At 62.8% G+C, this 26,682-nt stretch carries 21 protein-coding genes; 3 read left to right on the forward strand and 18 right to left on the reverse strand.

Annotated features, from left to right (window positions below; all coding sequences use genetic code 11):
• Positions 1-99 precede the first annotated feature (99 nt).
• The 8 genes from pstB to rpsA all read right to left on the reverse strand — a co-directional run bounded on the left by pstB (position 100) and on the right by rpsA (position 7,718).
• A complete protein-coding gene (pstB, locus tag B5F33_RS06180; protein WP_087410927.1) occupies positions 100-936 on the reverse strand; it encodes a phosphate ABC transporter ATP-binding protein PstB in 837 nt (278 codons plus the stop codon).
• Positions 933-1,859 (reverse strand): phosphate ABC transporter permease PstA, encoded by a 927-nt coding sequence (pstA, locus tag B5F33_RS06185; protein ID WP_239284884.1) that lies wholly within the window; start codon positions 1,857-1,859, stop codon positions 933-935. Before pstA ends, pstB begins: the two co-directional genes overlap by 4 nt.
• Positions 1,852-2,763 carry a phosphate ABC transporter permease subunit PstC gene (pstC, locus tag B5F33_RS06190; protein ID WP_087410928.1) on the reverse strand — a complete coding sequence of 304 codons (912 nt, stop codon included), beginning with the start codon at positions 2,761-2,763 and terminating at the stop codon, positions 1,852-1,854. The genes pstA and pstC overlap by 8 nt, the downstream gene beginning before the upstream one ends.
• A gap of 68 nt (positions 2,764-2,831) precedes the next feature.
• The gene (locus B5F33_RS06195; protein ID WP_087410929.1) at positions 2,832-3,767 is read right to left on the reverse strand and encodes a phosphate ABC transporter substrate-binding protein; all 936 of its coding nucleotides are present in this window, start codon (positions 3,765-3,767) and stop codon (positions 2,832-2,834) included.
• Between the two features lie 222 nt (positions 3,768-3,989).
• Positions 3,990-4,166 carry a hypothetical protein gene (locus tag B5F33_RS10920; protein WP_158095323.1) on the reverse strand — a complete coding sequence of 59 codons (177 nt, stop codon included), beginning with the start codon at positions 4,164-4,166 and terminating at the stop codon, positions 3,990-3,992.
• A 67-nt stretch (positions 4,167-4,233) separates the two neighbouring features.
• Positions 4,234-5,676 (reverse strand): Sapep family Mn(2+)-dependent dipeptidase, encoded by a 1,443-nt coding sequence (locus tag B5F33_RS06200; RefSeq protein WP_087410930.1) that lies wholly within the window; start codon positions 5,674-5,676, stop codon positions 4,234-4,236.
• Positions 5,677-5,769: 93 nt separating this feature from the next.
• Positions 5,770-6,426, reverse strand: a complete 657-nt coding sequence (locus B5F33_RS06205) for an HAD hydrolase-like protein (protein WP_087410931.1) — start codon at positions 6,424-6,426, stop codon at positions 5,770-5,772.
• 134 nt (positions 6,427-6,560) lie between these two features.
• On the reverse strand, positions 6,561-7,718 hold the full coding sequence (rpsA, locus tag B5F33_RS06210; protein WP_087410932.1) for a 30S ribosomal protein S1: 1,158 nt from the start codon (positions 7,716-7,718) through the stop codon (positions 6,561-6,563).
• Between the two features lie 417 nt (positions 7,719-8,135).
• Between rpsA and B5F33_RS06215 the strand changes: the two genes are divergently transcribed.
• Positions 8,136-8,921 (forward strand): HAD family hydrolase, encoded by a 786-nt coding sequence (locus tag B5F33_RS06215; RefSeq protein ID WP_087410933.1) that lies wholly within the window; start codon positions 8,136-8,138, stop codon positions 8,919-8,921.
• Positions 8,922-9,619: 698 nt separating this feature from the next.
• The gene (locus B5F33_RS10825; RefSeq protein WP_143757957.1) at positions 9,620-10,807 is read left to right on the forward strand and encodes a LytTR family DNA-binding domain-containing protein; all 1,188 of its coding nucleotides are present in this window, start codon (positions 9,620-9,622) and stop codon (positions 10,805-10,807) included.
• A gap of 49 nt (positions 10,808-10,856) precedes the next feature.
• On the opposite strand, the gene B5F33_RS06225 is transcribed toward B5F33_RS10825, so the two are convergent.
• From B5F33_RS06225 to B5F33_RS06270, 10 genes are all read right to left on the reverse strand, one after another.
• On the reverse strand, positions 10,857-12,176 hold the full coding sequence (locus tag B5F33_RS06225) for an L-serine ammonia-lyase, iron-sulfur-dependent, subunit alpha (protein ID WP_239284886.1): 1,320 nt from the start codon (positions 12,174-12,176) through the stop codon (positions 10,857-10,859).
• A gap of 154 nt (positions 12,177-12,330) precedes the next feature.
• Positions 12,331-13,758 carry an argininosuccinate lyase gene (gene argH, locus B5F33_RS06230; protein ID WP_087410934.1) on the reverse strand — a complete coding sequence of 476 codons (1,428 nt, stop codon included), beginning with the start codon at positions 13,756-13,758 and terminating at the stop codon, positions 12,331-12,333.
• Positions 13,759-14,004, reverse strand: a complete 246-nt coding sequence (locus B5F33_RS06235) for a hypothetical protein (protein WP_087410935.1) — start codon at positions 14,002-14,004, stop codon at positions 13,759-13,761. It lies immediately after the preceding gene.
• A gap of 138 nt (positions 14,005-14,142) precedes the next feature.
• Positions 14,143-15,375 (reverse strand): argininosuccinate synthase, encoded by a 1,233-nt coding sequence (locus B5F33_RS06240; protein ID WP_087410936.1) that lies wholly within the window; start codon positions 15,373-15,375, stop codon positions 14,143-14,145.
• A 646-nt stretch (positions 15,376-16,021) separates the two neighbouring features.
• Positions 16,022-16,867, reverse strand: coding sequence for an HAD family hydrolase (locus tag B5F33_RS06245; RefSeq protein ID WP_239284888.1), 846 nt, complete (start codon positions 16,865-16,867; stop codon positions 16,022-16,024).
• A gap of 245 nt (positions 16,868-17,112) precedes the next feature.
• Positions 17,113-19,893 (reverse strand): DNA polymerase I, encoded by a 2,781-nt coding sequence (gene polA, locus B5F33_RS06250; RefSeq protein WP_087410937.1) that lies wholly within the window; start codon positions 19,891-19,893, stop codon positions 17,113-17,115.
• Positions 19,894-20,113: 220 nt separating this feature from the next.
• Positions 20,114-20,815 (reverse strand): class I SAM-dependent methyltransferase, encoded by a 702-nt coding sequence (locus B5F33_RS06255; protein WP_087410938.1) that lies wholly within the window; start codon positions 20,813-20,815, stop codon positions 20,114-20,116.
• 195 nt (positions 20,816-21,010) lie between these two features.
• Positions 21,011-21,589, reverse strand: a complete 579-nt coding sequence (locus B5F33_RS06260) for a TetR/AcrR family transcriptional regulator (RefSeq protein WP_087410939.1) — start codon at positions 21,587-21,589, stop codon at positions 21,011-21,013.
• Positions 21,590-21,723: 134 nt separating this feature from the next.
• Positions 21,724-22,998: a solute carrier family 23 protein gene (locus B5F33_RS06265; protein ID WP_087410940.1), complete on the reverse strand. Its 1,275-nt coding sequence runs from the start codon at positions 22,996-22,998 to the stop codon at positions 21,724-21,726.
• A 144-nt stretch (positions 22,999-23,142) separates the two neighbouring features.
• On the reverse strand, positions 23,143-23,484 hold the full coding sequence (locus B5F33_RS06270) for an arsenate reductase family protein (protein WP_087410941.1): 342 nt from the start codon (positions 23,482-23,484) through the stop codon (positions 23,143-23,145).
• Between the two features lie 1,057 nt (positions 23,485-24,541).
• Between B5F33_RS06270 and B5F33_RS06280 the strand changes: the two genes are divergently transcribed.
• Positions 24,542-25,939: an aminopeptidase gene (locus B5F33_RS06280; RefSeq protein WP_087410943.1), complete on the forward strand. Its 1,398-nt coding sequence runs from the start codon at positions 24,542-24,544 to the stop codon at positions 25,937-25,939.
• Positions 25,940-26,682: the final 743 nt, after the last annotated feature.

A 26,682-nucleotide genomic window follows, 5' to 3' on the forward strand; every position in this document is an offset into this window, starting at 1 on the left:
GCAAGGGGAGCGCCGCATCGTGCACAGTTGGCATGGCAGGAACACACGACGGGCGAAGTCTGAATCGGGGTGCACAGGACGAACGGCGTCCGCCTGTCGCTACGAGAACATACCGGTCAGATAGTCGTTCAGACGCTTGTCTTTTGGACGCTGGAAAATCTGGTTGGTCTCGCCGTACTCGACCATATCGCCCATGTAGAAGAAGGCGGTGCGGTTGGACACACGCGAGGCCTGCTCCATGTTGTGCGTCACGATAACGATGGCACGGTTCTCGACAATCGACGACATGAGGTCCTCGATCGCAAGCGTCGAGATGGGGTCGAGCGCGGAACACGGCTCGTCGAACAGGATCACGTCGGGATGCATGGCAAGCGTGCGGGCGATGCACAGACGCTGCTGCTGGCCGCCGGAAAGCGCGAAGGCGCTCTTGTCGAGCTTATCCTTCACCTCGTCCCAAAGCGCCGCGCCGCGCAGGCTTTCCTCGACTAGCTCGTCGAGCTTGGCCTTGTCCTTCAGGCCGTGGCGCTTGAGGGCGAACGTGATGTTCTCGCGAATCGATTTATGGAACGGGTTCGGCTGCTGGAACACCATGCCGATGGACTTGCGCAGTTCGTAGAGGTTCTCGGTCTTGGTGTTGATGTTGTGGCCGTCATAGATGATCTCGCCCGTGACGCGGCATCCCTTGATCTCTCGGTTCATGAGGTTAAGGCTCCGCAGGAAGGTCGACTTGCCGCAGCCGGACGGGCCGATCAGCGCGGTGATCTCACCTTTATGGAAGGCCAGGCTCGTGTCGTGCAGCGCGTGATGGTCACCGTAGTACACGTTGACGTTCTTCGTCTCGAGCATGACCTCGTCGGAGACAGCCACGCCGGAGACGCGCGTCCCCCGCTCGCTCGAGGAGACGTCGGCTAGGAACTGGTCGGTTTCGTTCGTCATTCGGCGGTCATCCTCCTAGCGAGAGCCTTGCCGGCGATGCGCGAGAGCACATTGAACAGCAGCACGCAGATCATGAGGACCGCAGCGGCGCCCCAAACGATGTGCTGAGCCTCGGGTGAGCCCTCTCCGTAAATCTTGTAGATGTGCACGGCGAGCGACTCACCCGGGCGGAAGATGTTCCACGCGCACGTGGGGCTCGCGAAGTTGAGCGACAGGAAGTTGAGGCGCGCGGGGCTCGACATACCCGAGGTGAAGAGCAACGCCGCTGCCTCGCCGAACACGCGGCCGGCCGAGAGCACGATACCCGTCACAATCGCGGGCATGGCCGCAGGGATGAGCACGTGGAGCGTCGTCTCCCAGCGCGTGAGGCCCATGGCCAGGCACGCATCACGCTGCGACGCGGGCACGTCCTCGAGCGCCTGAGTGATGACGCGCGTGAGGATAGGGATGTTGAACATCGTGAGCGCGATGGCACCCGAGATGAGCGAATAGCCCCAGCCGAAGTTCACCGAGAACATGAGGAAGCCGAACATGCCCACGACGATCGACGGCAGGCTCGAGAGCGTCTCGATGGCTGTGGACGCGACCTTGGTGACGGGCCCGTCGGGCGCGTACTCCACGAGGAAGACCGCACCGAAGAGCGAGATGGGCACCGAGATGACAAGCGTGAGCACGAGAAGGTAGAACGAGTCAAACAACTGATAGGCGATGCCGCCCTCCGTGCCGTTGGAACGCGACGCCTCAGTGAGGAAGCCGGGCTGGAAGAGCTGGCCCACGCCCTGGAAGAGGATGTAGGCGACCATGGCGACAACGATAAGCATGACGATCGCGACGATCACGGTGAGGATGCCCGTCGCGATCTTGTCGTTGCGCATGGAGCGACGAATGCGCGCGTCTTGCGCCTGAGCGGTTGCGTTAGCCACGGGACTTCGCCCCCTTCGCGCCGATGAGATGGATGATCAGGATGAAGATAAGGGACATGCCCATAAGCAGCAGACCAAGCGTCCACAGCGCGTCATTTTGCACCGAGCCCGTGGCGTAGACCGCCATGGAAGTGGTGAGCGTCGTGGTGATAGTGGACGCGGAGTTGAGCAACGACGTAGGCATGGCCTCGACGCCGCCGATGACCATGCGCACCGCGAGCGTCTCGCCAAAGGCGCGCGTCATGCCGAGAATCACGGCCGTCATGAGCGAGGGCGTGGCGCTCTTGAGCACGACGTGCCAGATGGTCTGCCAACGGGTGTAGCCGAGGGCAAGTGACCCATCGCGGTAGCTCTGCGGCACGGCGCGCAACGCATCGATGGAGAGCGTCGTGATGGTGGGGAGAATCATGAGCGCGAGCACGATGGAGCCGGGCAGGATACCAAGGCCCATCTCGACGTTGAAAATCGCACGCACGGCTGCCACGATGACGTGGAAGCCGATGAGACCGAACACAACCGAGGGGATACCCACGAGGAGCTCGATGAGCGGCTGGAAATACTTCTGACCGAACTTGGGCTGGATCTCCACAACGTAGATGGCCGAGCCGATGGCAATCGGCAGGGCGATGACCGTGGAGATGATCGTCACGGCAAACGAGGTCACGATAAGCGGAAGCGCACCCGTGTAGGGCAGGCCCGTCGCCTCGTCCGTCATGGCGAGGTTCCACTTGGTGCCGGTGAAGAAGTTGAGGACGTCAACGCCGTCCTTGAGGAAGGTCGAGAGGCCACGCTGCGCAACCATGACGATGAGCGCCACAACGACGAGTGTCACGAGCGCGACGCAGGCGCCCGTGACACTCAGTCCGACCTTCTCAAGGCTGCGCTTTGGCATCTGTTTTGCCATATCGCACCTTTCGAAGAGATATCAGCGCGCGCCCATCGCGCGCGCACAGGGCATGGGAACGGGGCGTCCTACTTGTTGGTGACGTTGCCCTCGGCGTCCTTCACGACCTTCATTTCGGAAACGGGGATGAAGCCCTGCTCCTCGACGAGCGAACCCTGGACGTCATCGGAAAGCATGTACTCGAGGAAGGCCTTGGTTGCCTCGTCGGCGTCCTTCTTGCAATACATATGCTCGGTAGCCCAGATGGGGAAGGAGTTGTCGTAGACATTCTCGGAGACAGGCTCGACGCCGTTGACCTTGACGGCCTTGAACTTGGTGTCGTCGAAGTGCGAGAAGTCAAGGTAGGAGATAGCGTTGTCCGTGGAGCCGATCTGGGTCTGGACGTCACCGGACTTGTCGAGCTCGGCCTCACCCTGGAAGTCGGGGGTCTCGTCACCGAAGACGGCCGCCTCGAACGTGGCGCGGGTGCCGGAGCCTGCCTTGCGGTTGAGAACATGGATCTCGGCATCCTCGCCACCAACCTCGGACCAGTTGGTGATCTCGCCGGAGAAGATGCCCTTGAGCTGGTCAAGCGACAGGTCGTCGACGGTCACGTTCAGGGAGACGACCGGGCCCATGCCCACGACGGCGACCTCATGATCAACGAGGTCGGCGCACTGGTCGGCGTCGAGCTTGGTCTCGGCGAACACGTCGGAGTTGCCGATGGTCACGGTGCCGTCGGCGACAGCGGTCAGGCCGGTGCCGGAACCGTTGCCGGAGCCGGTGATGGAAACGTCCTGGTTCTCCTCCATGAACTGCTCAGCCGCAGCCTCGACGAGCGCCTGGAACGAAGAGGCGCCATCGTAGGTCACGGTGCCGGTGAGAGAGCTGGAGCCGGCGCCGGCGGCAGAGCCGGAAGAAGCCGGGGCGCTGCTGTTGCAGCCGGCGAGCCCAAGGCCCGCCACGGCGGCAGCACCACCGAAGATGCCGAGGAACTGACGACGAGAGCAATTGAAGTCGAGCATGGTTCTCCTTCCAAAGAACACGTTGCGTGAGGTGCGGACGGATCGGCGTTTGTTGCAACGCCGGCGCCTGGCATGTCCACCTGCCCAGGCACGCTCCATCCGTTGTTCCGGAAGGTACTGTAACGCCCGAATTGCGACGTATTTGCCCTCATCCCCCAGCCATTACCCGTCGCTAATGAAACGTTACGGCGGCACGACGGAGAATTAACAGGCAGCTTACATTCAGCGCTTTTTACGCGGTCGAGCTTTACGTTGCTGCCGACGCGCAGGCGCCGTGCCCCTGCGCGCACGGTCGTTTTTAGCTGCACGGCGTCGGTACAGCGTGACGCCAAAGAGCCCCGCGATGACGATGATGACCACGTACACGACCTGCTGTGCTATGGAGGATGAGGGGTCCATGCTCGCTCCTTGCAGAGAGGGGGCGCTATGCCGCCCCCTCATCGTCATTGGCGTCAAGCGCCCTGTCTTACAGATCGAGCTGCATCAGGCGCACGATCGCCAGGATATAGATCTTGAGCGCCCGGCGCAGCAGCGCCTCGTTTGCGCCCTCGTTTGCACCGTGCATAGGACCGACCCAGCTTGGCACCTCCCCCTCGTCGCCCTCGGGGCCAAAGGAGACCGCGCGCTTGAAGTTGCGCGCATACGTGCCGCCGCCCATGGAGAACGGCTTCGCCTCGTTGCCCGTCACCTCGCGGTATACATCAAGCAGCGTCTGGACCGCCGGATGGTCGGCGCTCACCGAGAACGGGACCTTGTCGCGCGTGACCTCCAGCGTCGCGCCGTAGCGGGCGGCAAGCTCGCCCAGAACCTCGGTCATGGCCTCCCCCGTCGTGCTGTCGGGATAGCGGACGTCGATGGTCTGGAAGATGTGGCCGTCGCGCACCTCGATGGTGCCGCCGTTCACCGTAAGCGGGCCAAAGGCGTCGCTCTCGGTCGCGATACCCAAGCCCTCTCCTGCGGTGTCGGCATGCACCTGGGCCAACAGGTCGCAGAAGCGCTCCTCGTCGGCCGCGAGGATACCCGGTTTGCCCTCCTGGGCAAGGGTTGCCGAGGCCTCGCGCAGATAGGTGACCATAAGGCCGATGGCGTTAAGGGTTCCCGCAGGAAGCGACGCATGGCCGCCGATGCCCGTGGCGACGATGCGGGCCACGCCCGGACGCACGGCCTCGATACGAATGCGGTCGGCATGGGACTTGGGCGCGGGGAGCGCGTCCGCATCGGCCGCGATCTCAAGAACGGACTCGCCCGGAATGGCGTTGGTAACCTCGGCGCCACTCCACGAGAGAATGCGTCCGCCCTCGATGGGCCCGCTCACGAACGTGGCACCGTAGCAGCCTTTCTCGGCGTTGCAGACCGGGAACTCCGCATCGGGGGTAAACAGGAACAGCGGGTCGTCGTGGCCGGCGAGGTAGTGGTGCACGTCGGTCATGCCCACCTCTTCGTCGCAGCCCAGAAGGGCGCGGAAGGTGTAGCGCGGCGTGATGCCGGCGTGCAGCAGGAATGCGCCGGCATACAGGGACAGAATCGCCGGGCCCTTGTCATCGATGACGCCGCGACCGAGCAGCCAGCCCTCTCGGCGCTCCATCGTGAAGGGGTCGCTCGCCCAGCCGGTGCCCGCAGGCACCACATCCACGTGAGCAATGGTCGCCACCTGCTCCGGGCGCTCGCCGGGGATGTCGGCAAACCCCACGTAGCCCTCGTCGTCGCCCGTCTGGTATCCCAAGCGCTCCGCAATGCCAAGTGCGCAGTCAAGCGCGGCGCGAACGGGCTCGCCAAACGGCGCCCCCTCCTTGCCCTGGGACGTATCCGCCACCGACGGATGGGACACGACCTCGGCGATGTCGGCGACGACGTCTTCCCATACCCCGTCGATATAGGCATCTACCTGAGCTTCAAGATCAGCATCCATAGCCTTGTAACCTTTCCCGTTATGGCGCACCATGCGCCCGTTCGATGTACAGACCCGATTGTCTCAAACCGCGGATGGAACGGCAACGAACGGCTAGGCAAGTAACACGCCGCGTAACTCCTGAACGGAATGGCAGACGCACTCGGCACCGGCGCGCTCGTGCTCCCCTGGAGAGGCGGCGCCGGAATAGAGGCCCACGCAGGGCAGGCCTACCTCATGGGCTCCATCGACGTCGTTATGACGGTCCCCCACCATCACGGCCTCCGCCGGACTGGCGCCGAGGCCCGCAAGTGCCCCACGGATAGAGTCCGCCTTGGTCTCACGCACGCCGTGCACACGTCCGCACACGACCTCGAAGACGTCCAGACCAATGCCGCGCAGCATCGTGTTGCAGCTTGTCTCTAAACGCGAGGTCGCCACCGCCAGGCGCCGTCCCGACGCTTTGAGGTCTTCAAGGAGTTCGACCATGCCGGGCAGCGGCGGATAGTCACCCGGCCGCACCGTCTCGTTGAAGATCTCGCGGTAGCGCTCGACAAGGCGGTCTGCCTGCGGCCGGTCTACACCCATAGTGATTATGAACCCCTGTTCGATGGGCGGGCCGATGATCGGTGTCAGATCGGGAATCTCCGCGTCGTCGAACCCGGCTTCATGCAGCGTCTGGCGCGCGACGCGCAGCACGGCGGGCCCGGTGTTGACCACCGTCCCATCGAAATCGAACAGCACCACAGGGCACTTCGATAGCTCAAGCATTCCGTCCTCCTTTTGGCCCAAAGCACGAGCAGCAAGGCTCATACACCCCACGTCCCGGCACCTGGGCCGTACATACGAAAAACGGTCCGCCACCTTGCGGCAGCGGACCGTATCAAACGCTAGAAGCAATCAGGCTACTCGGCGTCCTTCTCCTCCGGCTTGTCCAGCGGAGCGACCTCCACCTCGACGCCCAGCGTCTCGGCGGCGGACTTCATGGAGAGGGAGATGCGACGACGGTCGAGGTCGATCTCCATGACCTTTACCTGCACCTTGGCGCCCACATGGGTGACCTGGCTCGGCTGGTCAACGTGCTTGTTGGCCATCTCGGAGATGTGCACGAGGCCCTCGATGCCCTCGCCGAGGTCAACGAACGCACCGAACGGCACGAGCTTGGTGACGGTGCCCTCGACGATAGCGCCCACGGGGTACTTCTTGACGAGCGTGCGCCACGGATCCTCGGTGGTCTGCTTGAGGCCCAGCGAGATGCGCTCGCGGTTCAGATCGACGTCGAGCACCTCGACCTCGACCTCCTGGCCGACCTTGACGACCTCGGAAGGATGGTTGACGTGGTTCCAAGAGAGCTCGGAGATGTGGATGAGGCCGTCGATGCCGCCCAGATCCACGAAGGCGCCGAAGTCCACGATGGAGGAAACGGTGCCCTTGAGACGCATGCCAGCCTTGAGCTTGGACAGGATCTCGGTGCGCTCGGCCTTGCGGGACTCCTCGAGCACCACGCGGCGGGAGAGCACGACGTTGTTGCGGTTGCGGTCCATCTCGATGACGCGGGCCTCGATGCGGGTGCCCAGGTAGCTGGAGAGGTCCTTGACGCGACGAAGGTCGACGAGGGAGGCGGGCAGGAAGCCGCGCAGACCGATGTCGAGGATCAGGCCGCCCTTGACGACTTCGATGACCTCGCCCTCGACGTTCTCGCCAGAGTTGAACTTCTCCTCGATGCGGTTCCAGGCGCGCTCGTACTCAGCACGCTTCTTGGAAAGCACCAGACGGCCGTCCTTGTCCTCCTTCTGAAGGACCAGCGCCTCGATGGGATCGCCCAGGGAGACGATGTCTGCAGGGTTGGCGTCCTTGCGAATGGAAAGCTCGCGAACCGGGATGACGCCCTCGGACTTGAAGCCGATGTCAACGAGGACTTCGTCCTTCTCGATCTTGACAACGGTGCCGTTGACCAGATCGCCCTCATCGAAATCGGTGATCGTGCCGTCGATAAGGCTGTTCATCTCCTCATCGTTGACGTCGTCGAGGGAGAAGATGGACGAGTTCTGAATCTCACTCAAAGGTGGACCCCTTTCGAACTACGGGGCCCCGATTGCAAGGACCTGCAGTGAACGTGAGCGCCGACGTGGCGTCCGCGTGCGCCGCCTGGAACAACTCGGGGGCCGACAGATACTGATGTGAAGCATATGCATTCACGGTGTTATAGGGTACGAGGATTTTGGCCGGTTTTCAAGGTTGTCGACCGATTTTTTATCGATGACCCGGGAACTTTTACAGGCGCGGCTCTCCGGACGGCATGCCTGGGCCGGCGAACGGCCCTCTACGGCATGTGGAGACGCGCCATCACGAAACGCCCTGGAAACAACCGGAGACAAAATGGGTAAGAAAGAACAACTTGTCGGCAGGTGCGACAGGTGCCCCCTATGTCCCTCCGGCATAGAGGCCGGCCCGGATATGCGACGCGAGGAGGTGCGCCCATGCTGAAAGCGGTCGTGTTCGATATGGACGACACGCTCATAGACATCAATCTCAGCGCGTTTATAGCCGTATACGCCATGGACGTCGCTCGGCTGCTTGCCGACATTGCCCGGCGCAACCCGCTTGCCATGCTCGCCACTGTGACGGGCGCCATGCTGGAGCTCAACAACAACGACCGTCCCCAGGATGACCACCGCACCAACGGCGCCTTCTATGCCGAGAGCATCCGCCGCCGCTGTGACGTGCCGCTCGACGACCCCGTGATCGTCGAGGCCTTTACGTGCTACGAGCGCGAAATCCTTCCCCGCAAGAACGACGCGATCATCGCCGCTCGCCCACGCGCGGGCGCTCGCGAGGCGGTTGAGCTCGTGCTTTCACGCGGGCTGCGCGTGGGGCTGTTTACCAACCCGAGCTTCAGCCGCGCATGCGTCGAGTGCCGCATGGGATGGGGCGAGCTCGGTGACCTGCCGTTCGAGGTTGTGACCACCATGGAAAACAGCACGCGCTGCAAGCCGGACCCTCAGTACTACCGCGAGCATCTGGACCGGATGGGCCTCTCCCCCAGCGAAGTCCTTATGGTGGGAAACGATCCGAAGCGCGACTTCCCCACGCCGGACATCGGCCTGCAAACAGCGTTCGTGGGACGCGGCGAGCCCGTGCGCGCCACCTGGAGCGGCCCCATGGCCGACTTCGCAAAAGACTTCGACACAATCGAGGCGCGCTTCTACGAGCGCCAGGAGCGCAATCTGCTGGATATCGTGCAGGACACCGCAGGACGCGGGTAGCGGCGGCACGAACAGCAGAACCTTCTTCCGGGCAAAGGCCCAGGAGAGGCGTGGCCTGCGGTCGCCCGGCAGGGCATGCGCCAGCTCGATGACGCACTCGGTCACGCCGGCGATGGCCGTGGCCTTGCAGCCGCTCGCTGGTCGTATCTCCCGCCACGCCCGGTCCTTTCCCCGCCCCGTAAGTAAGAAGGCGACGTTGCAGACCTTCCGAGGTCAATTTCGCTGCCCACTGGGCAGGGCGATTGCGCCACAGGTACAGCCGCGGTCAATTTCGTCGCCCGCTGGGTGGGGTGCACACGCCGAAGATATCGCTGCAGTCATTTTTGCCGTCCGCTGGGCATCCCTGTGCGCCGCGAAGGGTCTGGCCGGCCATTTTTCCCGCCCCGTGGGCAGTGGAGGCAGCGAAACGCCAGCAAACCGCGCCATACGGACTACTCCACTACCCAGCGCTCATCAGAATTGACCACGACCGCTTCTCATCCGCAACCACCATGCCCAGCAGGCGGGGAAACTGACCACAGGGTTGCCCTCTCCATGTATCACGCGCCCAGTGCTCGTCAACATCGACCACAGCCCCGCCGTGTTGCGCCCGCAGGCGCTTCCCTTGGAGCTTACTCAAATGGGTACAATGACATGCATCTGCGTGCGGCACCTCGGCCAAGCACGTCCATCGTCCAGCAACCGAACGGAGCCATTCCGTGCTGTTCACAGCTCTACGCAACATCGTCGGCCTTTTGGTGCAAATTCTTCCCTGCGCAGCGCTCTGCCTGCTGCCGTTTCACGGCCGCTTCCGCTGGGACAATCGCCGCACGTATCTCGTCGCGGCCGGCATCCTCGTCATCGCGCTCGTTCCGTTCACGATAATCTCCATCTGGCCGATGGACGACCTCATCGCCAGCGTTCGCACGCTCCTGCAGAACGTCATCTTCTTGGCCGCGCTTGCCGCGCTTCTTGCACTCTATATACGGTCGGTGCAGGCGGGCACCTGGCAGAAGGCGTTCGTGTTCTTCCTCGTCATGTGCTATGGATTCGTGGTTACGTCGCTGGGAAACCTCATCCCCGGCGCACTTGGCATTCCCACCATCATAGGCTCGCTCTACAGTCCCGAGCGCCTTGTGGTACTCATCGTGCTTAACGCCATCCTGTTTCCCCTTATGGCACGTTTTCTCGCCGCAGTCCGAGACCTGTCGAGCACCCCGCTCGACGACCACGACTGGCACTCTATGACATTCGTCCCCGCTGGTACCGTTGTCATCATGCTGGTGGGACTCTGGCTTCCCGGCACAAAGCTCAACCATGAAGAGCTCTATTATCTGATGCTCTTCACCATGGTCATGCTTACCGCGGCGCTCATGTGGTGGTCGATGAACGCCATCCGCTCCGCCGCCGTCAAGGCGCGCCGACAAGAGCAGCTGCGTTCAGCGTTGGAGCGGCGCGAGATGCAAAAGATCGACCTGATGCACGAGCTCGCACAGGCAAAGGCGCGCGTCGAGACCCTCGAACGCGAGATCGCCGAGGCCAGGGCCAACAACGACGCCACGTCCTTTGAGCCTGTCCGCGACGAGCCCATCGTGCTTGCCACCGCCAACCAGGCGGTAAGCTTTCATCCGTCCGACGTCCTCTATGTGGAGTCCGTCAACCGTGTGCGCATCCTGCATTTGGTAGACAACGAAGCGGTGCGCGTGCCGATCTCGCTCTCACAGATTGCCGAGCAGCTGCCCGCAGGGCTCTTTGCCTATTGCCATCGCTCAATCGTGGTCAACTTGGACCGCCTCGCCGAGCTCACGCCCACCGAGGCCACGCTCTCCGACGGCACGAAGATCCCGGTGAGTCGCCGCCGCTTCTCCGAGCTGAGCGACTTGCTTGCCCAGCGCGCCAGAGGATAGGCCTCAGGCGTCCGAAGCACCTCAGGCGGCCAAAGCAGCTGGACGCAGGCTACACCCGCGTCTTGCCGATCATGATATTCAGGATCTCCACGTCTGTCGGCTGCATGCCCACGCGGCCCACGTAACCCATGCTCGCGATGGTCTCCTCGACCGTCTGCTGCACCAGGCCTTCTCCCGCATGGAAGCTCCGGCCCACCATCGCCATATCGTGGCCAAGGATCGCCGCGTCCACCGCCGCCGAGATCTTCGCCGCGCAGCTGGACTTGGCCCCGTCACATACGATGCCGCCTACGTTGGCGAGCGTGTTCACCACGGTCGCCCCCACCTGCTCGGCCGTGCCGCCGGCCATCCACGTGATCGCGGCTCCCGCGCCGCACGCCGCGCAGACCACGCCGCAAAAGGCGGAAAGCGCCCCGATGTAGCTCTTCACATGCACCGCGACGAGGTCGGAAAGCGCAAGCGCCCTGAGCAGTCCCTCATGCGGCACGCCGAACTTCCGAGCGTACTCAACCACGGGCATGCACGCGGTGATGCCCTGGTTGCCCGACCCGCACACGATGACCACCGGCATGGAGCAACCGTTCATGCGGGCGTCGGATCCGGCAGCCGCACGCGCACGCGCACGGCAGGCGACGTCTTCGCCGCGGCTTGCCAGAAGGGTCTTTCCCACCTGGGCTCCCCAGGGCTGCATCAGCCCCTCGTCCGAAATGGCACTGTTGAGCGAAATCTGGCGCTCCAACGCTTCGCGAGCCGCCGAGATATCGCCCGTCCGCGCGAAATCCATGATGGCATCAAGCGACAGCAGCTCATCCTGCTCGTGGGCCGAAGTCTTGGCATCCATGCACCCCTGCACCGCCGCATGCGACCCTTGAAGCTCCTCGCCGTCGAGGGCGCGCAGCACCACGTTGGTATGGTGGTTGGCAATCACGACCTCCGCCGTGTGGCCATCCGCCTCGGCGACCACCTTGATATAGAGGTTTGGCACACCTTGCTCAAGGGTCACCTCGCACATACCGGGCGTCTGGAGCAGCTCGCGACAACGAGCAAGGTCGTCTTCGCCCACCGATTCGAGGACCTCGAGCGAGCTCGTGGGGTCGCCGCCCACGGCGCCCAGAATCGCCGCTGCCTCGATGCCACGCATGCCGCCCGAATTGGGGACCGTCACGCTCTTCACGTTCTTGATGATGTTGCCCGAGCATCCCACCTGCATGCGCTCGGGCTCGGCGCCCAACGTCTCGCGGGCCAAAGCCGCCGCATACGCCACCGCGATGGGCTCGGTGCACCCCAGAGCACAGACGAGTTCGCGATTAAGGATGTCGCAGAACAGGCGGTCGCGGGCAGAGGTATCGAGTGGCACGTCGGTCGTCACGGAGTGCTCCTATCGGTTCGGCTCAATCAGTCGCTTTCAATTGTATGCGTCGCCACCGTTTCGTGAAAGCAAAACCCCCTGTCGCGCGATGTGCCCGCGCGACAGGGGGTTCTCAATGGATGAGGGCGAGCTCATCCCAACATGGATTTTTTGACTAGGCGCCGACGCCCATCTCGACCACCGGCGTCAGCAGCGACACGGCGGACTCATCAACCAGGTAGCGCGCCTGCGCCCGCTTGAGCTGGTCCGCCACGGCAGAGGGCGCAGTCCCGCCCTCGGTGGTGCGGGCAGCCACGATTGCATCGATGTCAAGCGCGCCCGTAATGTCGCGCCGGAAGAGGTCGCTCGCCTGTTGGAACGCTTCGAAGGGCAACTCGGAGATGTCGCAGCCCTGCTTTTCCGCCTCGAGCACCAGGTGGCCCACCACCGCGTGCGCCTCGCGGAACGGCATACCGCGCTTGGCCAGGTAGTCCGCCACGTCGGTCGCCGCAAGATGTCCGCGGTGCATGACCGCACGCATGCGGTCGGCGTTCACGGTCCAGGTGGAGACCATTCCCGTCATGACCGACAGGCATTGCGCGAGGGTATGCGCCGCATCAAGCGCACCTTCCTTGTCTTCCTGCATGTCCTTGTTGTAGGCAAGCGGAAGCCCCTTGAGCGTCACGAGCAGCTGCATAAGGTCGCCCACGACACGGCCGGTCTTGCCGCGGATGAGCTCGGCGAAGTCGGGGTTCTTCTTCTGTGGCATGATCGACGAGCCGGTGGAGTAGGAATCGGACAGCGTGATGAAGCCGAACTCCTGCGAGCTCCACAGCACGATCTCCTCCGAAAGCCGCGAAAGGTGCACCGACATGACGGCACAGGCATATTCCAGGTCGAGCAGGAAGTCACGATCGGACACGGCGTCGAGAGAGTTCTCGATCACGCTCGTAAAGCCAAGCGCCTCGGCCGTCATGCGACGGTCGAGCGGATAGGTCGTTCCGGCGAGCGCCGCGGCACCAAGCGGAGAGGCGTCGGCCGCATCGAATGCGGCGTGCAGACGCCCGAAGTCGCGCGTGAACATCCACACATAGGCAAGCAGGTGATGCGAGAGCAGCACCGGCTGCGCATGCTGCAGGTGCGTCATGCCCGGCAGCACCGTGGAGCCCGCCTTCTCGGCCTGGTCCAGCAGCGCGCTCCGCAGGCTCAGGTTTGCCTCCATGAGACCCTTGGCGAGCGCCTTCGCTGCCAGACGGGTGTCGGTCGCCACCTGGTCGTTGCGCGAACGACCGGTGTGCAAGCGACCCCCCGCCTCGCCGATGCGGCGCGTGAGCTCGCTCTCGATGGCCATGTGGATGTCTTCGTCGTTGATATCGAAGACGAAGTTGCCGGCGTCGATGTCGGCTTCGATGCCCTCCAGGCCCGTGCGAATGGCCTCCTCGTCCTCGGGCGAGATGATCCCCTGCGCGGCGAGCATGGCGGCATGCGCCTTCGAGCCGGCAATGTCCTGCTTGTAGAGGGCCTTATCCACCGGCAGAGATGCCCCGAATTCCTGAGTGACCTCGGCGACGCCCTGCTCGAATCTGCCGCCCCAGAGCGCCATCTAGCAAACCCCCTCGGCCAGACCGGCCGCAAAACGATGGACCGAAGTCTTCACGCCGCCGTTGTGCTGCATGGCCTGCAGGCTCACATGGTGGCTCTCGTCCGCGGCCTCCATAGAGGTGAAGGCGGCGACGTTTGTGCGCGGGCCAGACGTCGCGCACCATTCCTTGAGCGAAGACGGGGTCGCATAGACGAGCTCGGTGTCAAGCTCGGGCGCCATGGACGCCAGAAGGGAAACGATAGACATAACTGCTCCAAACGGTTTGGGGCGCGCCTCCGGCGAGTCGCTTCCGGAGGCGCGGGAACTACGGTGCGGCACGGCGCGAACCGTGCGGGGCGCATGGCGCGCGATCAAGCCCGAGGGGCGACCCTTGACAGCCAGGCCTTACGCAAGGTCCTTGGCAGCCTCGGACGTGGGGCCCTGCATCTTTGCCCAGGTCTTGAGCGACAGGGTCTCGATCTGGATGAAGCCCTCGGCGGCCTTCTCGTCAAAGGTGGTGTCGCGGTCATAGGTGGCCAGGCCGAAGTCGTAGAGCGAGCAGGGGCTCTTGCGACCCATGACGGTGCAGTGGCCCTTGAAGAACTTCACGCGCACGGTGCCGGTGACAAACTTCTGGGTCTCGGCCATGAAGGCATCGAGGGCCTTCTTGAGCGGGCTGAACCACTGGCCGTTGTATACGCAGGTCGCCCAGGTCTGCTCGAGATAGAGCTTCTGATGCAGAACGTCGCGCTCGAGCGTCAGGTCCTCGAGGGCCTTATGGGCGTTGATGAGCGTGAGGGCAGCGGGCACCTCGTAGCACTCGCGAGACTTGAGGCCCACCATGCGGTTCTCCATGAGGTCCAGGCGGCCGTAGCCGTTGTCGCCCGCAATCTGATTGAGCTTCTCGACGAGCGCTGCAAGCGGCATCTTCTCACCGTCGAGCGCCACAGGCTTGCCGCCCTCGAAATCGATGTTGACATAGGTCGGGGTGTCCGGGGTCTCCTCGGGATCCTTGGTCATGACCCAGACGTCGTGCGGCGGCTCGTTCCACGGATCCTCCAGGACGCCGCACTCAATGGCGCGCCCCCACAGGTTGTCATCGATGGAATAGGGGTTGTCGTTAGCGCCCTCAGGCACCGGCACGCCATGCTTGTGGGCGTAGGCGACCTCGTCCGGACGGCACTTGAGGTCCCACTCACGCACCGGCGCGATCACCTTGAGCTCGGGGTCGAGCGTAAGGATCGAGGCCTCGAAGCGCACCTGGTCGTTGCCCTTGCCCGTGCAGCCGTGGGCGACGTACTTCGCACCGTACTGATGCGCGATGTCCACGAGTTTGGCGGCAAGCAGCGGACGAGAGAGAGCGGACAGCAGCGGGTACTTGTTCTCGTACATGGAGTTCGCAGCGATGGCCTTAGTGAGGTACTCGTCGGCGAACTCATCCTTGAGCTCCAGCACATGGCAGGCGATGACACCCAGGTCGAGGGCCTTCTGCTGCTTGTACTCGAGGCCGTGAAGCTCCTGGCCCACGTTGCCGAGCACGCAGATGACGTCAAGCCCCTTCTCCTCCTGGAGCCACTTGATGCAGACCGAGGTATCCAGGCCGCCGGAGTATGCGAGTACGACTTTTTCCTTGCTCATGGGAGTTCCTTTCGAAAATGGTTTGTGCAGATGGAACCGGATGAGCCCGTCAAACAGTGCTGCGCTGCGCACACGCGAATATCGAGTTGTTCTTGGAAAATCCCCTACTTAGATCGCACACGTGACACCACGACCCTCATGGGAGGAACACCCGACGCACCCTATCGACGAACTCTGCTGAGGTCTACAGCCTCATGCAAACAGAGACGACAGGTTATCGTCGTCGGGAAATAGCACGCTGGCGTCGGATAGCAGCCGCAAGGGCGTTCTGGCTGGGAAGGATGGCGACGGTCGCCATGCCCTCGTATGTAGCCATCTCAAAGCCCACGTTGCTCTCCATACAAACGTCAGTCCGTGCAATACCAAACCTGCAAACGGTCCCGCTCTATCGATAAACGGCTATCCGTTTCAGGTTGGTCGCTATCTTACGCTAAAGCGCGCGCTGGGCAACCGAGAATTTAAATATTTCTTCTCTGTTACAAAAAAGCCCGCTGCACCGCACGGCACATCGGGCTCTCCAAAAGGTTATTTCTCATGTCGGGCGCGCCTCAAGCGCCGCAGGGGCACCCTTCAAGCGCTGCGGGCCCTCCCCCGTCAAACGGACCAGGTGGACTCAGGCAGCCTCGCGCCCCGACGTCGCCTAACGCTACAGCGTCACCCCATGCGCCGCAAGCACAGCATCGATGACCTGGGCCACGCCGCAATCATTGTTAGACGGGGCCAAGAACCGCGCGTGGGCATGCATGTGCTCTTCGGCGTTGGCGACCACGTAGCTATGGCGCACGGTCTCAAGCATCTGCACATCGTTATAGGTGTCGCCAAACGCCATCGCATCGGCAAGGTCGACGCCCAGGCGCTCGCATAGATGAGCCATGCCCTGACCTTTGTCCACATGTTTGTTCATGACATCGATCCACTGCTTTCCGGCGTTGGTAACCGAAAAACGCTCTCCCCAAACATCGCGGTAGGTGCTCGCATAGACCTCTTCGCCATCGTTGTCCGGGAAGAACACGGTGTATTTGTTGACGTCTGCCGTGAGGTCGTCGAAGGAGTCCAGGTAGGTAATCCGCTTGTAAAACGTGCGAAGCGTGGGGTCCCAGTCTTCGTAGCGCTTCAAGACAAAGCAGGAGTCGATGCCGCATACCGTGGCAAATCCGCGACCATCTGCCGCGGTGAAATCGATGAGCTCATGGTAGGTCGGCACATCGATCAGGTCCTTGAAGATAAGCTCGCCGCGGCAATAGATGGCGGCGCCGTTATCGGAAAGCAGCGCCATCCGGTCAGCTACCTCGGCAAACATTTCGCGAAGCGTGTAGCTTGGACGACCGCTGGCGGCACAGAAGGTGACGCCCACCTCATCGAGCGCCCTGATACGGTCGAACATGCGCGGCGGCATGGATCCATCGTCTGCAAGCAAGGTGCAATCCATGTCGCTGGCGATGACCTTGATGCTTGCGAGGTCATCATCTTGCATGGTAAGCAGCTGAGGCATGGCGAAGCTCCTTCATAAGCCGCGGCGCGGCAACTTGTGGTCATGGTGCGAGTCGCGTCGCGGAGGCCTGTGGCCTGGCGGACGACGTCCGGCGCATGATTATAACCGCCGACGCTCCCGTAGGTGCGCCGACGGCGTAAAGGTTCGAACAAGTTTCGCAGAGCGACGACGAGCGCACCACATTGTGTCACTATCGGCCACGTGCCCGTGGGCCGCTCTCGGCCATCCGCGGACGCCGGCAGCGGCTACTTCGCGTCCGCCCAAGTCGTACCCACCGAGGCGTCGGCGATGAGCGGCACCTTGAGCTCGACCACACCCTCCATGGTCTCGCGGACCATCTGGATCAGCCGATCAACCTCTGCCTCGGGGCACTCGAAGTCGAGTTCGTCATGCACCTGCAAGATCATACGGGCCGCAAAGCCCTCCTCGCGCAGGCGCTGCGCCACACGCACCATCGCGATCTTGATGATGTCGGCAGCACTTCCCTGCATGGGGTGGTTCATGGCCGTGCGCTCTCCAAAGGAGCGCTGCGCGGGGTTACGCATCTTGAGCTCGGGAATGGGGCGGCGACGTCCGAACATCGTCTCTGCGTACCCAGTCCGCTTCGCCTCGGCCACCGTATCGTCCAAAAACGTGCGCACGCCGGGATAGGCCTCGAAGTAGCGGTCGATCATCTCACGTGCCTCGGACATGGGGATGTCGAGCGACTGCGAGAGACCATAGGCCTGCTGGCCGTAGACGATGCCGAAGTTCACCGCCTTGGCACGACTGCGCAGGCGCGGCGTGACCTCCTCGACCGGCACGCCGAACACGCGGGCCGCCGTCTCGGCGTGGAAGTCCTCGCCTTCGTTGAATGCGGCGACCAGATGCTCATCGCCCGAAAGATGCGCCAGAAGCCTCAGCTCGATCTGGGAGTAGTCGACGGCGACGAACACGCAGCCCTCTCCCGCCGAGAACGCGGTCTTGACCGTATGCCCCAGCTCGGAACGCGTGGGGATGTTCTGCAGGTTGGGATTCGAGGACGAAAGACGCCCCGTGGCCGTGATGGTCTGGTTGAAGGTCGTGTGTACGCGCCGGTCTTCGTAGCCCTCGGCAAGGCCGCCGAGCGTGTCCAGATAGGTCGACTTGATCTTGGTCTTCTCACGCCACTCCAGGATGAGCCGCACGATCTCGTAGTCCTTCGCAAGCTCCTCGAGCACCTTGGCGTTCGTGGAGTAGTAGCCGCGATGCGTCTTCTTGAGGCCCTTCGTGGGCAGGCCCAGCACATCGAACAGGATATGCGAGAGCTGCATGGGGCTCGCGATGTTAAACGAATCGTCGCCTGCAAGCTCGCGAATGCGCAGCGCAAGGTCATCGATCTGGCCTTCGAGACCCGCAGAGATGTCCCTCAGACGCGCCGGATCGACCAGCATGCCGGTGCGCTCCATGGAAGCAAGCACCGGTATGAGCGGCATCTCGATCTGGGTGAAGACGGCCTCGGCCCCGCCAGCCTTGAGCGCACGCGCCAGCGGCTCGACCGCGGCGCGGCAGACGACTGCTGCGCGGGCAGCCGGCGACGGCGCGTCGTCCGATGCCCCATCTTCACCCTTGGCGGCGGGCAATGTAACGTGAACATATGTGTCGGCAAGATAGGCGTCGTCGAAGCTCGAGCGCACGGAATCCAGCAGATAGGCGGCGACAACGGTGTCGAACAGGCGGCTTGGATCGGCCTCAAGCGGACCTCTCACCTCGGGCTTTGCCGAGTCGACAGGTGACAGCTCGTGCAGCAGCGCCTTGACGTCCGGCGATGCCAGACGCCCCTTGTCAAGCATGTGGGTCAGCACCCCTGCAATAAGCCCGCGGGACAAATCGAGGTCGGCCACGTGTGCCGACTCGGATGCCGGAGCCCCCTCGGGCTCCTCGAACGCCATGAGCGCCTCCGAGGTCGCGACCCACAGGGTGTGCGTCAGGCCGAACAGCGCCCCCGCTTCCTTGTCGTCATCGATGACCGCAGAGATCCACTCCCCCGCCTCGATCGCGCGGGAGAGCTCCTTTGAGGCGCGCTCGATCGCCTCCGCATCGCCCGCCGACACGACCTGCATGGGCGGCATCGAAAGCTCCGGGATGCACTGCACCTCGGCGCCGTCTTCTCCCAAAAGCGCCAGGAAGCGGTTCTGCATCGCCATGATGCCCAGCGTGCCGAGCGCCTCCCCTACGGCCTGTGCGTCGAACGCGGGGAACCTCACCCCGTCCAGGTCGAGCTCGACCGGGGCGTTCGTCTTGATGGTCGCCACCTCGCGCGACACGAGGGCGTCGTCGATGTGTGCCCGCAGGTTCTCACCCATCTTGCCCTTGACCTCGTCGGCATGAGCAATGACCTCGTCAAGCGAGCCATACTGCGCGATGAGGGCGCTCGCCTTCTTAGGGCCGATACCCGGCACGCCGGGAATGTTGTCGGAGCTGTCGCCCTTAAGGCCGTAGAAGTCGGGCACGAGCTCGGGTGTGATGCCGTGATACAGGTCCTCGACGCTTTCCGGCGTCATGATGGCGACATCCGAGAGCCCCTTCTTGGTGCCGACGACCTTCACATGGTCGGTGGTGAGCTGGTACATGTCGCGGTCGCCGGTAATTAGCAGCATGTCGCAGCCAGCCGCCTCGCCCTGCCGCGCAACGGTGCCCAGGATATCGTCACCCTCCCAGCCTTCGGATTCCAGAATGGGCACCGAAAGCGTCGTGAGCAGCTCCTTGATCATGGGGAACTGCACGCGTAGGTCGGGATCCATAGGAGGACGCTGGGCCTTGTACTGGGGCAGCATCTCCATGCGCACGCGCGGCTTGCCCTTGTCGAACGCAACGGCCACTCCGTCGGGATGAAACGCATCGAGCATCTTCAGGAACATGTTCAAAAACCCGAAGACGGCGTTCGTAGGCCGTCCGTCGGGCGCGTTCATAGTGGGCGGGACGGCGTGAAAGGCCCGATGCATCAGCGAATTGCCGTCGACGACGGCAATCGTGCGGCGGGCAGAGGTCTCGGCGGTATCTGGCATGCAGTGTCATCCTCTCTCGAAACGTTTCCCCATCAGTCTACGCGACCGAGCGGACGAAAACGAGGGCACGTCGGCGAAACCATAGGTCGCGACACTCGGGCCCCATGCGGGCGCAGCGCGCCACGCCTCCAGATCCCAACCGCATGCCCTGGCGATGCCAGATACCCCGGGCTCTCCCTGCCTGTGAAAACGTGTCAATGAAGAGCGTCGCCGCACCGCACTAGCCTTTCCGGGCAACGGCCAGGCAGGCGGTCATGCCCACCCGACGCCACCTGACGTGCTCAAACCATGTTCCCAGCACATCGCGCAGCTCTGTCTCGGAATAGATGCGCACGTCCCCCTCGTGGCTCAACGGCATCCACGCGTTCATGAGCGACCGCGCAGGCGCCGGCTGCCACACATCGCCCACGATACACACGCCGTCGGCCGCAAGTACACGCCATGCCTGAAACGCCGCTCGGACAGGGTCGGGATAATGGTGAAACGAATCGTTGCAGTACACGATGTCGAAGCTCCCGTCCTGAAACGGAAGCGCCTCGGCATCGGCTCGAAGCACGGTAGCTGCGCCGGCAAGCCGGCAAGATGCTCGCTCCACCATGGCCGACGACAGGTCGATGCCCGTCAGCTGGACCTCGGGCACCTCCTGCAGCACGAGCTCTGCAAGCGCACCGGTTCCACATCCCATATCTAGGATGCGCGGAGCCTTGCGAGCCGCAGCGAAACGCATAACCTCATCGAGCACCAACGGATAGAGTCGACGCGCATGGCTGCCCTGCATATCCTGGTCATAGGTGGCAGCCTGCCGGTCGAACGCCGCCTGCGAGCGCGCCTTGAGCTCTTGCGGCACAAGCTCCCGCCCTGATGAAAGCGCGGTATTGCGCACATCGTTGCTGAGCCCTGCATGACCGAATCGCTTGCTCATGATGGTTCCTTTCTTGTTAAACATTGTTCAATAGTTGTGTTCAGAAAAAGCCCTGGCACCCCAGGGCCGGTATTTCCTGCCTGAGCATTTCGCCTGCAACACCGCGAGGACCTCTTAGGCTTCTACCGGAAGCCGGAATCCCTCGCCTGCCCTCAACACGGCATGCTTGTAGGCAGGTCGCCGCAAGACAGCAACCTACGCGCTTCTGAATTCAGAGATCAGCGCACCGAGGTACCGACGCGCCGCTCGCAGGGCAGACTCATCGGGCATGTCGGGACCAGACACCAAGCCAATACAGCCATAGACCATGATGGCCGCAAGCTCGTCCGCGTCCGGAGCCGTTTTACCGCGCGCTGCTGCATCGCGTTCCAAGGCAGCCCGAAGATGTGGACGCACCGCCTCGCACATGCCAAGCGAAAGCCGATCGTGCAGGGCGCCGTTTCCCTGCGCATGGAAAAACGCTGCATAGGGAAATGCGTCGTGGTCAGCTCCCACCGCAAGCGATCGGTCGAGCTTCTCCTCAAGCGAAAGACCGGGGTCGTCCAAAATCCCGCAGATGCCCTCGGCGCACACGTTTGAATATTCCTCGATCGCCGCAGAAAACAGATTCTGCTTCGAGTCGAAGTAGTGATACGCCAGTCCTGGCGCAACGCCTGCGGCCCGCGCCACCGCACGCACCGAGACGTTGTCGTAGCCCTCCTCGGCAAAAAGCTTCATGGCGGTCGCTAGCAAATCATGACGCCGTTCGTCGGGACGTTTGACTGTTCGCACCATCGCACACCTCCTTTGAAACGCAGAATACCTCTAGATTGAACATTGGTCAATGCTTGCATACAGCAACTTCATAGGAAAGGGGCGCCCGTACGGACGCCCCGAGCAAATCGCACAATCCCCTAGAGCATACGCCGCTAGGATTCCTTTGTACCTTGATTGGAGCCCGGCAGAATCAAATTCAGCACGATGCCGGCAAGAGCCGAGGTCGCCATTCCAGGAAGTGTGTAGTCGCCAATGGGAATCGCGATGCCACTTGTCTCCATGCCCACGCCGACGATGATGACAACCGACGCGATCATGAGATTGCGGTTCACGTCGAAATCGACACGATTCGACACGAGCATGCGCAGGCCGTTGGAGGCGATAAGGCCAAACAGCAGCAGGCACACGCCACCCATGACGGGTCCGGGAATGGACTGGATAAGGGCGGCAAGCTTGGGACAGAATCCTCCGATCAGCAGGGCAAACCCGCCGGCATACCAAAAGATCTGCGTAGAGTAGACGCGCGTAACGCTCATGACGCCGATGTTCTCGGCATACGTGGTTGTGGGAGGACCGCCCAAGAAGCCCGAGATCATGGTCGAGATGCCATCGCCCGCAAGGGACCGGGGCAACATGGAGCGATAGTCTTTACCCACGATTTCGCCGACAGCCAGCAGGTGCCCGATGTGTTCGATCACCACGACAATCGCCACCGGGGCCACCAGGGCAATCGCCCCCATATCGAAGCGCGGGGCCGAGATGTTGGGCAGGCCGATCCAAGCGGCTTCGACCACCGGCGCGAAGTCGACAAGCCCCAGCGGAACCGAGACGACGTAGCCCACAATGATCGCCAGCAGCACAGGGATGGTCCCAAAGATGCCTCCCATGCTGGAAAAGACGACGGCGGCGATCAGGGTAATCGCAGCGACGATGGCTCCGAGCCCGAAAAACGCCGTCGTACCGTCGGGCAGATCGGTCATGAAGGCCATGTCGACCGCAGTGGCGGAGAGTCCGACACCGATCACGACCATCACAGATGCCACGAGGACCGGCGGCAGCAAGCGGTCAAGCCAGCCGGTGCCCACAAGACGTATGATGCCCGCGACGGCCAGAAACACCAAGCCGGCAACGATGACACCCGACATGGCGGCGCCGAGCCCCTGGGTTGCACCGACGGCCAGAATTGGGCTGATAAACGCAAATGAACTGCCCAGATAGCTCGGGATCTTGTTGCCCGTCACCAAAAGATAGCAGATCGTCCCGATGCCCGAGCACATGATGGCGACGTTGGGATCGAGCCCGGTAAGCACGGGTACAAGCACCGTCGAGCCGAACATGCTCATCATGTGCTGGATGCCCAACGGAATAGCCCTTCCCACCGAGACGCGGTCATCCACACCGATGACTTCCCGCTCATGTCTGCTCATGGCGACTCCCCTCAGCCAGAACGGCGAACGCGAACACAAACTGTCCACATTCTCGCACACCCCAGCTACAGGCATGGCCAAACCGCCGAGCGGCTCTCGCAAACGGCAGGCCTCGGCGCTGCGCACGCCGCGCTTCGACGGGGTCTACTCCCAGGCCTTCCAGACATCGGGTGCATACCCCACCGTTGCCTGGCGACCGTTGCGAACGATGGGCTCACGCAGCACCTGCTGGTTCTCCAGCAGCTTCTCGAACCGCTGGCTTTCCACAAGATGCTGGACGAGAGCGACGGTGTCTTGGTCTTTTGCGTCCTCATTCACCAGCGCATCTATCCCGCCCACAGCGCGCGCCACGCTTTGCAACTCGCCTTTGCTCATGCCCTTCTCACGAAGGTCGATGAACTGAAACGGAATGCGACGCTCCTTGAAGTAGCGCTGGGCCTTCTTGGTATCGAAGCTCTTCTTAGTTCCAAAGATTTGAATGTTCATCGTCTTTCCCGTCAAACGTTTGGTTGAATCTGTCCTGCATCATACCGGGCGAAAGACGTAGCGAATAGGGTCGGCATCGAAAACCGCTCTCTGCCTCCGATTGCCCAGACCCGTAGCTAAGCCTGCATGGAACGCCGCGCCGCGTTGCGCCGCGTCCTCAAGGAGCTGCCCACGCGGAGGCTTGATTAGGCGACAATATACACAGCACGGCATGCTGGACACCATACAGGCATATGGTCCCCGCTGCCCGCTGTTCAGATAGAGCCACTTGTGCTCCGAGAGTTGACCGCGCGACCATGTGGGAGGGGCTGTGACAATGGATGCGACCGACCTTCGCGTTGCCATGATTGACGCGCTCGCCCGACGCGGCCTTATTGCACGACACGGGGACGACGTGGAATGCCCAGCCACCATCTACGGCCAGCCAGCATGGCGCGGCATTGCACCCGGACATGAGCCGCAAGCCTTGATGGACAGCACGACGCGTCAGCGAGACCTCGTGGTAAGCGCACATGCAACGCCCGCAGCACCGCCGGACCTCTGCGCCGCCTGGGTTGAACGGGCCTTCTCTCGACTTGGGCTCGGCTATGTGACCGGTCATGCCGCAGCACTCTATCATGACTGGTGTCACGATACCGATACACACGATCTTCTAGTAGGCATGATTGTGGCCACGCCTTCGCACCCCTATAGCAACGCTGGAAGGTCCTGGGGACATGTCGGGCTCTATATTGGCGACAGGTCCGTTATGCACAGCGTGGATGGACGCGTTCGCACCGTTCCGCTTGAGCTCTGGCTTTCAACCTACGGGGTCATGGCGGAGCCCCGATGGGGATGGCTCGGCGGCATTTCACTCGCATGAGATGACCAGTCTTAGAATAGAGCCGCATCGCTCGCCGGGCCACATCGAGAATCTCACGTGACCCAAAGCGTAGACCCACCACCGTGCTACCATGACGTGCGGTATACCGAACGATCCCACACGCCGTTTCGATGGCGCCCTGTGGCACATGCGGCGCTTAAACAATGGCCATGGGAATGACCGGGAAGGAGTTCTATGGAACGCCCCAATGCATGGAAAGCATACGACGAGGCAGCACTTGCCGAGCTCGACCAGCTCTGCGACGACTACCGCGCGTTCATCAGCCAGAACAAGACTGAGCGTGAGTGCGTCGTCAGCAGCGTGAAGCTGGCCGAGGCCGCCGGTTACGTAAACCTTGCCGACGCCGTTGCCGAAGGCCGCGAGCTCAAGGCCGGCGACAAGGTTTACGCCGTCTCGCACAACAAGACCCTCATGTTGGTCAACCTGGGCACTCAGCCTCTTGAGCAGGGAATGAATATCCTGGGCGCGCACATCGACTCCCCGCGTCTTGACCTCAAGCAGAACCCCCTCTATGAAGCGGGAGATATGGCCTATCTCGACACGCATTACTATGGCGGCGTCAAGGCCTACCACTGGGTAGCGACCCCGCTTGCTCTTCACGGAGTCATCTGCAAGAAGGATGGATCGACCGTCACGGTTGCGGTGGGAGAAGAGGCCGGCGACCCGGTGTTCTGCATTTCCGACCTGCTCATTCATCTGGCAAGCGATCAGATGAAGAAGCCGGCAAGCGAGGCCGTGGACCACGAGAACCTCGATGTCATTGTTGGCGGCCGCCCTGTCGTCATCGAGGGCAGCGATGACGACGAGCCCAAAGAGCCCGTCAAGCAGATGCTACTCGACATCCTGAAAGAAAAGTACGACGTCGAGGAAGAGGACTTCCTCTCTGCCGAGCTTGAGGTCGTGCCCGCCGGCCCCGCGCGCGACATGGGCTTCGACCGTTCTATGATTCTGGGCTATGGCCAGGACGACCGCGTGTGCGCCTACACCTCTCTTGCAGCACAGCTTGCCGTCGAGAACGTCGAGCGGACTTCCTGCACGCTTCTTGTTGACAAGGAAGAGATTGGCTCTGTGGGTGCTTCTGGCATGACGAGCCGCTTCTTCGAGAATACCGTCGCCGAGATCATGGCGCTCACTGGAAACGATTCCCCGCTCGCACTCCGTCGTTGCCTTGCCAGCTCTCGCATGCTTTCAAGCGACGTGTCAGCCGGATTCGACCAGCTCTACGCCGATCGCTTCGAAAAGAAGAACGCCGCCATCATGGGACACGGCCTGTGCTTCAACAAGTACACGGGTTCTCGCGGCAAAAGCGGTTCCAACGACGCCGATGCAGAGTATCTGGCGCTCGTCCGCGACATCATGGACGAGGCCGGCGTGGCCTTCCAGACCTGCGAGCTCGGCCGCATCGGCGCGGGCGGCGGCGGCACCATCGCGTACATCCTGGCCGAATACGGCATGCAGGTGATCGACTCCGGCGTGGCCGTGCTCTCCATGCACTCGCTCTACGAGGTCACCAACAAGGCCGACGTCTACGAGGCCTACAGGGGCTACAAGGCGTTCATCAAGCGCGCCTAGGCGCGGGCTCGGGGCGCCTGCCGGCATCCAAGGCGCGGTAAAAAAGCAGCGGGCGAATCCAGATGACGGATCCGCCCGCTTCTTTATTCGGGTCGGACGGGCGCATGGCCGGGCGCCCCGGGAAGATGATGTATGTTAATCGGGAATCGTCGGCCTGTTCCCGCGCAGCGCCGGTGAGGGACAGCATCGGCGCGCCCTATACATGTTCCGCCGCGGGCATCGACATCGAGAGGAGGTCGCCCCCCTCGGCCCGGGACGTCCTGCGGCGATCCACATGCACCGAATAAGTCATGCGGCGATACACACGGATTAGGCGCCCAGAGAGGTGCCCGAGCGTGCGATTCGCCGCAAAACCCGGCCCAAGCCCAACCAAAGCGCGTGATTTGCCGCAAAAGAGGGACCTCGTTAGCTGCGGCGCGGACCCCGGCCCGAACCCGATCCAAGCGTGCGGTCTGCCGCAAAGGAGAGGGCCGCCCGCCGCGGCATAGACATGTCGGCGTGGCCTGCGGACCGGGCCGAGATGGGGGCCGGCACGGAGCGGCCCCGGCGCGGGCCGTGCCGGCCCGACATATCGACATCGATCTAGATATGGAAATAGACATGAAAAGAGGGGGGAGGGGCCTCAAGCCCCTCCCCCCTGCGCGGGCCTCGCGGGCCCTGCGCCGCCCGACGGCCAGCGGCGCCCTGCCCTCCCACGGGCTGTCCCCGCAGTACTCTCGGCGCGAGGGGGCTTAGCTTCCGGG

Origin of the sequence: Collinsella sp. An2 (assembly GCF_002160065.1) — a bacterium.
Classification (GTDB): Bacteria; Actinomycetota; Coriobacteriia; order Coriobacteriales; family Coriobacteriaceae; genus Limicola.